The following is a 10,683-nucleotide window of genomic DNA, read 5'->3' on the forward strand; positions in this document are numbered from 1 at the left end:
GTTTTGATGTTGTTTGATGCACTTTGACTCTGATTTCTGAGTGTGGCCCTCAACCGGCGGTTTGTCTAGGGTTGGGTTCGTCCCTGTTGATTGACCGCGGACGGGTGCCCGCCTACGCTGGCGCCATGCGGTGGGACGCACTCTTCTCCGACCTGGAGGCACAGTTAGCTGCACGTTCGCGGCTGGATCTGGACGCGGATATCGCGGAGCGGATGCGCGTGGAGGCGTCGACAGTGGAGCTCGCCGACAGGCTGCGCGGCTCGCTAGGTCTCCCCATCGGCGTCCAGGTCACAACCGGCTCCGTGTTCGAAGGAACCCTGAGTCATGCCGGCAGCCAGGCGCTGGTCCTGCAGGGCCAGCGCCACCAGTTTCTGGTCCCGTACGCGGCCGCCGTCCAGTTCACGGGACTGTCCCGACTGGCCGTCGGGGAGCCGTCCAAAGTGCGGCAACGGCTCGGGCTTGCGAGCGCGCTACGGGGGCTGGCGCGGGACCGGACACGGTTGTCGGTTCTGGCAGGGCGGGGTGCAACGGGGGAATCGGTCCTGCACGGCGTGATCGACAGGGTTGGGCGGGACCACCTGGACCTTGCCGTGACGGAGGACGGCGAGGACCGGCGGGCGTCCAACGTCCGCCACGCGGTGACCATTCCGTTTTCCGCTTTGGCCGCCCTCCGGTCAGAACGGAATGCGGATGACTAAGGCCTCCGGGCGGGCCGGCAGGCCCTTTGGAGCAAGGACGCGCCAGCCCGGCGGCCTAGACCGACTTCGATTTGGCCTCGGCGATCATGCGGCTCGCTTCGGCGTAGCGCTCCTCGATGTATTGCTCGAGCATTTTCTCCTCCACGCGCCACTGGCCACGGCCGCCCACCTGGATGGCCTTGAGTTCGCCGCTACGGACCAGCGCGTAGGCGGCCGGAGCGTTGATCTGGAGCTGCTCGGCAACGTCTGCGAGGGTGAGGAATCGGGGCATGCCTCCATTTTGCCACCGACGGGGTTCGTTCGGCGCGGTTATCCACAATTTGCAGTTGTTTGACCCCGCATCTTCCCGACAATGCCAGGAGACGTAACAATGGGAATTCCCGGCATCATTCGCCGGACGGTGACGACAGGGGGAGCGGCGCATGAGCGTGGGCACGATGAGCGGCGGCGCGCGGCTGAAGAAGCCTTCCTGGAAGGACCCACGCCTCGTCGTCGGAATCCTGCTCGTGCTCGCCTCGACGGCCGGCGTCGTCTCTTTGCTCGGCGCCGCCGACCAGACCACAGAGGCGTATGCAGCCCGGGAGGCCATCGCCGTCGGAGAGCGCCTGACGGCGGACAAGCTGCACCGCGTCAAGGTCCGTCTCGGCGACCTTGAGCAGCGCTACCTGACGCCGGAATCAGGGCTGGCCGAAGGAGCGGTGGCGGTCCAAAGGATCGGCCAGGACCAGCTGGTGCCGCGCGACAGCCTGGGGGAGCTCGACGTGCTGGACCGCAAGCCGGTGGCCGTCACCGTCGATGAGGCCCTTCCAGCGCAGGCAGTGGCCGGGTCGAGGGTCGACGTCTGGGTCGCCCTTCCCGACGCACGTAACGGCTACAGCCAGCCCACCCTGCTGCTGCCGGGGGCGGAAATCGCCCAGCTTACCCCCGGCAGCACCGCCTTGGGGTCCGCGCGCTCAACGGTGGTGATGGTGTTGGTCACCGACAGCCAGATGCCACAACTACTTGGCGCCCAGGCCAACAAGGCCAAAATCTCCGTCGTCTGGAATCCTGGCGGAAACTCACGATGAGCATCCCGGTCGTGACGGTCGGTCATGCACGGGACGACCTGGTTGGCGGCCTGGAGCGCCTCCACGGACCGGTGTCCGTCGTGCGGCGTTGCTCGGAACTCGCGGAATTGCTTGCCGCATGCCAGAGCGGACTGGCGCGGGCAGCCGTCGTGGCGGAGGGAAGTGAAGAGCTGACGGCGTCATTGGTGGACCGGCTGTCTGCGGTAGGGGTAGCCGTCGTGGCGCTGACCGAAAAACCCGAGGAGACGGCGAGACTTCGGGGGATAGGTGTGGCTGCCGAGCGGCCGGGGATCGGGGCTGCCGCCCTTGCCGGGACAATTGCGGCGGCGGTGGCGGAACTCGGTGACGCGGTGCAGCGGTCACGGATAGGGGCGGAGGTTTCCCCCGGCGGTGCCCGAGGCGCCCCGCAGCCCGTAGGAGGCGGTGCTGGCCTGGCCCCGAGTCCCGCCGGTGCGGGCGAGATCATTGCTGTCTGGGGCCCGGTCGGATCGCCGGGCAGGACGTTTGTGGCGGCCAATATTGCCGCGGAACTAGCCGCCACGGGCAAGTCCGTGCTCTTAGTCGACGCGGACAGCTATGGTGCCAGCGTGGCGGGCATGCTCGGATTGCTGGACGAAGCGGCAGGCCTGGCGCAGGCTTGCCGGCTGGCGGATCAGGGTCTGCTGGATGCTGATGCGCTCCACAGGATCGCCACTCCCGTGGCAACCAAGGCCGGGACATTCCATGTCCTCACGGGGATCACCCGCGCGGACCGCTGGACGGAACTTCGCGCTGCGGCGCTGTCCCGCGTCCTGGACCGGGCGCGCGAGGTGGCCGACGTGACAGTCATAGACACCGGGTTTTGCCTGGAGGCCGATGAGGAGCTGAGTTTCGACACTCTTGCCCCGCGCCGGAACGCCGCCACTCTGCGAAGCCTGGAACTGGCCGACACGGTGTTTGCTGTCGGCTCTGCGGATTCCGTCGGCGTGCCGAGGCTGGTCCGGGGCCTCGCACAGCTGGAAGCCGCGGTCCCCCACGCGACGCCGCGGGTGGTGGTGAACAAGGTCCGCCCGGCAGCCGTGGGGCGGTCTCCGGAACGTCAGCTGCGTGACGCCTGGGAACGGTACGGGCCCGGAAGCGGCTTGTCCGCTTTCCTCCCAGCGGACCCGGACGCCGCCGATGCGGCATTGCTGGCAGGCTCGCTGCTGCTCGAGGCGGCCCCCGAGTCCCCGCTCCGCAGGGCGATTGCCGACCTTGTTTGTGCACCTGTCCAGCGAAAGCGCCGATCCTCTGTGTTCGCATCCACAGCAAAGCGGTGGTCAAAGAGTTAGGCTCGCGTTGAGGCCGCAATGATGCGGCCCCCGAACTCTTGTGATGGAGGCTTTCTCGATGTCGTCTGGGCCCAGCGTGGAGGACCACCCCGTTTCGATCATTTCCGGGGAAGGGTTTCTCGGGGACTACTACGAGCACCTGGCCGAAGAGGATGCCCGGGGGTATACGCCGGAGGCGTTGACCGCCAGGGCCGAGACGCACCGCCGGGTCGGTGCCAACCGGCAGCCGGGTGTCCCCAACATTTCCATTATCGACGAACCGGACTGCAGCGTCGTCTATATCGTCACCGACGACATGCCGTTCCTCGTCGACTCCGTCAACGCGGAACTTGTCCGGCAGAAGTCGCCGATCCATCTGGTGATGCATCCATTGTTCGTCGTGACGCGCAACCGGTCCACGGGCGAGCTCGTCAAGATCGCGCGCGTGCCTTCACACCTGGGCATCTCCAGCGGCGACACGGCAACCATGCCGAACCTGTCCCACCTGATTGCCGAAGGCGACAACGCCTCGCACATGGAGTCGTGGATCGCCGTCGAGATTGACCGGGCGAGCGAGGCGAAGCACGCAGAACTGGTGGAGGGCCTCGGCCACGTCCTGGGCGATGTCCGTGCCGCCGTCGAGGACTGGCCGAAGATGCGGAACAAGGCACAGGAGATTGCCCGGGACCTGGAAAAAGTCGCCAACCCCGCCCAGATCGTGGAGCTGCGCCAGGCCCAGGAACTGTTGCGCTGGCTCGACGACGGAAATTTCACGTTCCTTGGCTACCGTGAGTATGACCTTAAGAACGAATCCGGCGAGGACGTCCTGGAACCCCTGGACGAAAGCGGCCTGGGTCTGCTGCGCGGCGGCCCGCAAGTGCCCCACCAGATCCAGCACCTTACCGAGACCGGGCGGAAAAAGGCGCGGGAGAAGCGCGCACTCGTGATCACGAAGGCGAACTCCCGGTCCACCGTGCACCGCCCGGCCTACTTGGACTACATCGGCGTAAAAAGCTTCGATGCGGCCGGCAACGTGAACGGAGAACGCCGTTTCATCGGCCTGTTTGCCACGACCGCGTACGCCGGCTCGGTCCGCGACATCCCCGTGGTCCGCGAGAAGGTGGCCGCAGTGCTGCGGGATGCCGGTTTCCCGGCGGATTCCCACTCAGGCAAGGACCTGCTGGGCATTCTTGAGACGTATCCCCGAGACGAACTGTTCCAGATCGAGGTGCCCGACCTGGCCGCCATCGCCACCGGCATCCAGCGGTTGCAGGAACGACGCCGGACCCGCCTTTTCCTCCGGCCGGACATCTACGGCAGGTTCATGTCCGCCCTGGTCTACCTTCCGCGGGACCGCTACACGACGAACGTCCGCCTCCGCATCGAGGAGGAACTGCGGGAGTCGTTCGATGCCGTGACCATCGACTACGAGGCCCGGATGACCGAGTCCGCGCTGGCACGGCTCTTCTTCCGCATCCGGCTCCCCAAGGGCGCCGACGTCAGCAACATCAGCAGCGATGAATTGGAGAAGCGCCTCGTCCGGGCCGCACGGTCCTGGGGCGAAGGCATTTCCGAAGTTCTCCGCGCCCGTGGCGATGGTGCGGGACCAGTGACCGCCGTAGCCGCCCAAACAGTAGGCGGCGAAACAGCAGCCGCCGAAACAGCGGGAGAACCTGCAGCAGGCAAAACCGCTACCGGGGCATCAGCCGCGGGTGTTACCAGCGCGAAGGAACTGGCAGAGATCTGGGCCGAGGCCTTCCCGGCCAGCTACCGGGTGGACTACGAGGTGGAAGATGCCCTGGAGGACATTGCGCGCTTCGAGAAGTACGGGGCGGCTGCCGAACGGGCCGGCGAGGGCGTCAGGGAAGAACCGGGCGTCCATGTGTATCTTCCGGAAGGCGCCGGCGCCACGCTGGAGGAGGACGCCCGTGTCAAGCTCTACATGCTGGAGCCCAAGAGCCTGAGCCAGATCCTGCCGTACTTCCACAACCTTGGCCTGGAAGTCCTGGACGAACGCCCCTTCGAGATCGAGACGGCAGACCAACGCGACTTCTTCCTGTACGACCTGGGCCTCAAGTACCCGGCCGGTGTCGATCCCCTGACAACGGGGCACCTCCTCGCCGACTCCTTCGGTGCGGCCGTGTCCGGCGCCGTGGAATCGGACAGCTTCGACCGCCTGGTGCTGCGCGAGGGCATGCAGTGGCGGCAGGTCATCGTGCTGCGTGCCTACGCCAAGTACATGCGGCAGATGGGCAACACGAACTCCTTCGAGTTCATGTCTGACACCCTGTTGGCCAATCCGGACGTCACCCGCGCCCTCAGCGCCCTGTTCGCGGTACGGTTCGACCCCTCGCTGGACGACGACGAGCGCGCGGGCCGGCAGCAGGAGGTCCGGGCGGCGCTGGACGCCGCGATCGATCAGGTTACGACCCTCGACGCCGACCGCGTCCTGCGGACCTTCGCCAACCTGATCCAGGCCACCCTCCGGACGAACTACTACCAGAACAAGACCCACGTCAGCTTCAAACTGGATCCCGCAAGCATCGACGGCCTGCCGTTCCCGAGGCCGATGTTCGAGATCTGGGTCTACTCGCCCCGGGTCGAGGGCGTGCACCTCCGTTTCGGGAAGGTGGCCCGCGGCGGCCTGCGCTGGTCGGACCGCCGCGAGGACTTCCGGACCGAAATCCTGGGCCTGGTCAAGGCACAGACCGTCAAGAACGCCGTAATTGTTCCTACCGGAGCCAAGGGCGGCTTCTATGCCAAGCAGCTGCCTGACCCTTCCTCGGACCGTAGCGCCTGGATGGCCGAAGGCATTGAAAGCTACAAGACCTTCATCCGCGGCCTGCTGGACATCACGGACAACCTCATCACGACGCCGGAGGGCGAAACGCTGGTCCCGCCGGCCGACGTCGTGCGCCACGACAGCGACGACTCCTACCTCGTGGTGGCCGCCGACAAGGGCACTGCGTCGTTCTCCGACATCGCCAACGGACTCTCCGCCGAATACGGCTTCTGGCTCGGCGACGCGTTCGCGTCCGGCGGCTCGGTCGGATACGACCACAAGGCCATGGGCATTACCGCCCGCGGGGCCTGGGAATCGGTCAAGCGCCATTTCAGCGAGCTCGACCTCGACACCCAGACCGAACCCTTCACGGTTGTCGGCGTCGGCGACATGTCCGGCGATGTGTTCGGAAACGGCATGCTGCTCTCGGAGCACATCCGCCTTGTGGCTGCCTTCGACCACCGGCATATCTTCCTCGACCCCAACCCCGACGAGGGTGCGTCATACGCCGAACGCCAGCGGCTCTTCGAGCTGCCCCGGTCCTCCTGGGACGACTACGACAAGTCACTGATCAGTGAAGGCGGCGGCGTGTTCCCACGCCAGGCCAAGACGATCCCCGTGTCAGCGCAAGTGCGGGCGGCGTTGGGGCTGCCGGAGGGCACGAAGCAGCTCAGCCCGCCCGAACTGCTGCGCGCGATCCTGCTGGCTCCCGCCGATCTGCTGTACAACGGCGGCATTGGCACCTACATCAAGGCGAGCACCGAAACCAACGCCGAGGTCGGCGACAAGGCAAACGACGCCATTCGGGTTGACGGCCGGGAACTCCGGGTAAAGGTTGTCGGTGAGGGCGGCAACCTGGGCATGACACAACGCGGGCGCGTCGAGGCCGCGCTGCAGGGCGTGATTCTGAACACCGATGCCATCGACAACTCGGCCGGTGTTGACTGCTCCGACCACGAGGTGAACATCAAGATCTTCGTGGACCGGATGGTGGCCGCAGGGAAGCTCGATGCTGCTGAACGCGCGGGGTTCCTTGCCTCCATGACGGATGAAGTCGGCCGGCTGGTGCTCGAGGACAACATCGACCAGAACATCCTGCTGCTCAATGACCGCATGCGCGTGACCGAGTGGAGCCCCAGCTACGAGCGCCTGATGGACTGGCTTGAGAGGTCGGCCGACCTGAAGCGCGACCTTGAGGCGCTGCCCTCGACCGAAACCCTGCACGAACGGCTCGAGCAGGGCCAGGGCCTGACATCGCCCGAGCTGGCGGTCCTTGCCGCCTACGCCAAGATCGAGCTCGCGACGGCGCTGCGGGACAGCACGCTCGCAGACGATCCCTGGTTCCGCGAGACACTCCGGGCGTACTTCCCCAGGCAGTTGCGGGAAAGGTTCGACGCCGAACTGGACAGCCACCCGCTGCGCCGGGAAATCATCGCCACCGTCGTGGCCAATGACATGATCAACATGGGCGGCATCACCTTCGCTTTCCGGGCGATGGAGGAGACCTCGGCGACCGAGGCCGCCGTCGCCAGGGCCTTTGTTGCGCTGCGCGAGGTCTATGAACTCGGGATTATGGTCGGTGAACTCAACGAGCTGCCGGCTTCCTTCCCGACAGAGCACTGGAGCACGGTCCACCTGGACATCCGCCGGCTTCTGGACCGGGCCGTCCGTTGGCTCCTGACCCAGGGCAACCCGTCCCGGCCCATTGCCGAGATTGTGGGCGAGTTCAAGCCGCTGATGGATCCGATGCGTGCCCGGCTGCTGGACTACCTGCGGGGAGACGACCGCGCCCGGGTGGAGGCATGGCTGGAAAAGGCCCGGGGCTGGGACCTGCCGGACGACCTTGCCCACCGGTGGGCGGAGCTGTTCGAAAGCTTCGTACTGCTCGACATCGCCAGGATTGTCCACGTCAGCGAGGAACCCGTGGAGAGCATCGCACACGTCTACTACACCGTTTTCGACCGCTTCCACGCGGATTCGCTGCTGGAACGCATCACCAAGCTGCCCAGGAACGACCGCTGGCAGGCCCTGGCCCGGGCGGCCCTTCGTGACGACCTGTACTCCACCGTGTCCGACATGACGACGGCGGTGCTCGAGACCACGCCGGCCGGAGCGCCCGCAGAGGAACGGCTGGGCCTGTGGGAAGGGCAGAATGCCGAACAGCTGAACCGGGCCAAGAGCATGTTCGACGAGGTCAATGCCCTGGAGGCCGACGACATGGCCTCGCTGTCGGTAGCATTGAGGCTCTTGAGGTCAATCGTTCGACGCTGACTGCACTTTGGTGCGGCAGCGTCGCAAATGGAGGTTTTGTGGCAATCTTTACGGACCCTATCAGGGAGCATGCTGATTTTGGCCCGGGGGATGCTGAATGGCTGCACCTCCTGGTCGGCGACTGGCAGATGGTCGCCGACCTTGCGTTCGCGGACCTGGCGCTCTGGTTCCCGCACCCCGAATTCGGCTACGTGGCGCTCGCGCACGTCCGCCCCTCCACCACGCACACGGTGTTCCACTCCGACTTCGTGGGGGAGGGGATCCGTTCCGACTTGAAGCCGCTTGTCGACAAGGCGTGGGAGAGCCGCACGATCGAGCGCTCGAATGAGACCAACTGGAGCAGCGAGATGGCGTTGCGGGTCGAAGCTGTGCCTATGGTCCGCAACGGCCGGACCCTCGCTATCGTCACGACGCACATGGATCTGTCCAGCTCGCGCATGCCCTCACGGCTGGAACTGACCTACCGGCAGTGCGCGTACGACCTCTTGCGGATGGGGACCCTGGGGCTCTGGCCGGACTTCGCCTCGCCTACCGGCTCCCGCCGGGGGGCACCGCGCGTCGGTGACGGCCTGATCCGGCTGGACGCCGAAGGTATCGTCCAGTACGCGAGCCCCAACGGCGTCTCTGCTTTCCGGCGCCTGGGCGACGGCGAATCCCTGGAGGGCCGCAGCCTCGCCGAGGTGGCCGCGGGGCTGCTGAAGGACCGGCGCCTGGTGGACGAGACCCTGCCCCTGGTCGTTACCGGCCGGATGCCGTGGCGCAGCGAAATCGAATCCCGCGGCGTCAGCCTCTCGCTGCGCGCGATCCCGCTGCGGGACGAGGAACACCGCTTCGGCGCGCTCGTGTTGTGCCGCGATGTTTCGGAGCTGCGGCGGCGGGAGATGGAACTCGTCACCAAGGACGCCACGATCCGCGAGATCCACCACCGGGTCAAGAACAACCTGCAGACCGTTGCAGCGCTGCTGCGGATGCAGTCCCGCCGCATGGTCAGCGACGAGGCCAAGCAGGGGCTCGAACAGGCCATGCGCCGGGTGGCGACCATAGCCCTGGTGCACGAAACGCTGTCGCAGGGCTTGACCCAGAGCGTTGACTTCGATGAGTTGATCGGGCGGCAGTTCCGCCTGTCCGCCGAAGTGGCTTCGCCGTCCCAGCAGGTGCGCACGCAGCGCTCGGGCCTGTTCGGCGAACTGCCGAGCGACTTTGCCACACCGCTGGCCCTCGTCATCAACGAGCTGGTGACCAACGCCGTCGAGCACGGGCTGGAAGGGCGGGCAGGGACGGTCTGGCTCATCGCGGACCGCTCCGAAAGCGAGGACGGCGACGAGCTGCTGACAGTTACCATCGCGGATGACGGCGTAGGCATACCGGAGACGCCCTATGTGGAAGGCTTGGGCCTGCAGATCGTCCGCACCCTCGTCACCAGCGAACTCGGTGGCAGCATCAAATGGACTGCGCGCGAAGGAGGCGGCACGGCCGTAGAGATCGTGCTGAGCCTGGCCGCCAGCTAGGGGATGCCCGCGTGGTTAACTAAGGAAGGGCCGCAGACCTGGGTCTGCGGCCCTTCCGTCTGTCCCGCCGGGGCAGGACATCCGCCCGAAGGCTGAAGTCAGGACGCGCGGCGGGCGCGTGCTGCGCGGCGCTTCAGGGCGCGGCGCTCGTCCTCGCTCATGCCGCCCCAGACGCCGGCATCCTGGCCGGACTCGAGCGCCCACTGCAGGCAGGTGTCTATGACCGGGCAGCGCCGGCAAACGCTTTTGGCTTCCTCGATCTGCAGGAGGGCCGGTCCGGTGTTTCCTACCGGGAAGAACAGCTCCGGGTCCTTGTCAAGGCACGCTGCGCGGTTACGCCAATCCATGCTGATCAGTCACTCCATTCCTGGGAACACGTTAGAACGCCCTTGTGAAATTATTCACTAGGGGCTACATAAGAAAGGGGCCCACTGGGCCCCCTTGGTCAACTGAATTAAGCGTGTCATGTTAACGCCGTGTAAACAAGGGGTAATGGGATCCGAATAACGCGTGGATCGTGAGCGATGCATCACATTGTCTGGCGGCGCCCCCACCTTTAGGGGACTATGTCCGGTACTCTGCCAGTGTGTCAAGACCCCCTGAAAACCCACGCCAAGCTCCGGGACCCGGCGCTGGCGGCCCGGACGGACGCCGCGCCCGGGATGTCCAGAGGCCCGCCGCCGTTGCCGTCATCGCCGCAATAGTGGCGGTCGAGGCTACCGCCTTGCTCACCGCCGCCGGCTGGTACGGAAGTCAGCTGATCAGCGGAGCCCCGGTTCTCTCCTTTTGGGGAGCGGTGTTTACGCTGGGCCTGCTCCTCGGCTTTGCCGTCTGGCTCCTTGCCGTCGCCCGGTTCCTTTTCCGCGGGTACCGCTGGCCGCGGGCGGGAGCCCTCGTGGTCCAACTCCTGGTCCTCACGATCGGCTTTCCGACACTGACGGGCGGATACCCCTTGGCCGGCCTGGCCATGCTGGTGCCCGCGGCGATAGTAATCGTGCTGCTGTTCGACAAGCGTGTCATTTCATTTGCTTCCCGGACCGGCGGTGCGCCTCCTGCCCTGTAGCCGTG

Annotated in this window: 8 protein-coding genes; 6 read left to right on the top strand and 2 right to left on the bottom strand. The window is 66.2% G+C overall.

Translation table 11 applies throughout. The features are described 5' to 3' along the window. The first annotated feature begins 125 nt into the window (after positions 1-125). Positions 126-698, top strand: a complete 573-nt coding sequence (locus QFZ65_RS07360; protein WP_306909423.1) for a hypothetical protein — start codon at positions 126-128, stop codon at positions 696-698. A 55-nt stretch (positions 699-753) separates the two neighbouring features. On the opposite strand, the gene QFZ65_RS07365 is transcribed toward QFZ65_RS07360, so the two are convergent. Further along, a complete protein-coding gene (locus QFZ65_RS07365; RefSeq protein WP_306909425.1) occupies positions 754-969 on the bottom strand; it encodes a helix-turn-helix domain-containing protein in 216 nt (71 codons plus the stop codon). Positions 970-1,120: 151 nt separating this feature from the next. Here QFZ65_RS07365 and QFZ65_RS07370 point away from each other — a divergent pair, with 151 nt between their 5' ends. From QFZ65_RS07370 to QFZ65_RS07385, 4 genes are read left to right on the top strand one after another with little or no spacing between them, the layout of a single operon-like run. After that, positions 1,121-1,765, top strand: coding sequence for a hypothetical protein (locus tag QFZ65_RS07370; protein WP_306909427.1), 645 nt, complete (start codon positions 1,121-1,123; stop codon positions 1,763-1,765). After that, positions 1,762-3,075 carry a P-loop NTPase gene (locus QFZ65_RS07375; protein ID WP_306909429.1) on the top strand — a complete coding sequence of 438 codons (1,314 nt, stop codon included), beginning with the start codon at positions 1,762-1,764 and terminating at the stop codon, positions 3,073-3,075. The genes QFZ65_RS07370 and QFZ65_RS07375 overlap by 4 nt, the downstream gene beginning before the upstream one ends. A gap of 58 nt (positions 3,076-3,133) precedes the next feature. Next, complete coding sequence (locus tag QFZ65_RS07380; protein WP_306909430.1) at positions 3,134-8,107, top strand: NAD-glutamate dehydrogenase; 4,974 nt, start codon at positions 3,134-3,136, stop codon at positions 8,105-8,107. 38 nt (positions 8,108-8,145) lie between these two features. After that, positions 8,146-9,615: a sensor histidine kinase gene (locus QFZ65_RS07385; RefSeq protein ID WP_306909432.1), complete on the top strand. Its 1,470-nt coding sequence runs from the start codon at positions 8,146-8,148 to the stop codon at positions 9,613-9,615. Between the two features lie 98 nt (positions 9,616-9,713). On the opposite strand, the gene QFZ65_RS07390 is transcribed toward QFZ65_RS07385, so the two are convergent. After that, on the bottom strand, positions 9,714-9,962 hold the full coding sequence (locus QFZ65_RS07390; protein ID WP_207614664.1) for a WhiB family transcriptional regulator: 249 nt from the start codon (positions 9,960-9,962) through the stop codon (positions 9,714-9,716). Between the two features lie 239 nt (positions 9,963-10,201). On the opposite strand from QFZ65_RS07390, the gene QFZ65_RS07395 reads away from it, so the two are divergent. Next, entirely contained in the window at positions 10,202-10,678 is a 477-nt protein-coding gene (locus QFZ65_RS07395; RefSeq protein ID WP_373427567.1) for a hypothetical protein, read from the top strand. Positions 10,679-10,683 lie beyond the last annotated feature (5 nt).

The organism is Arthrobacter sp. B3I9, from assembly GCF_030816935.1.
GTDB lineage: Bacteria > Actinomycetota > Actinomycetes > Actinomycetales > Micrococcaceae > Arthrobacter.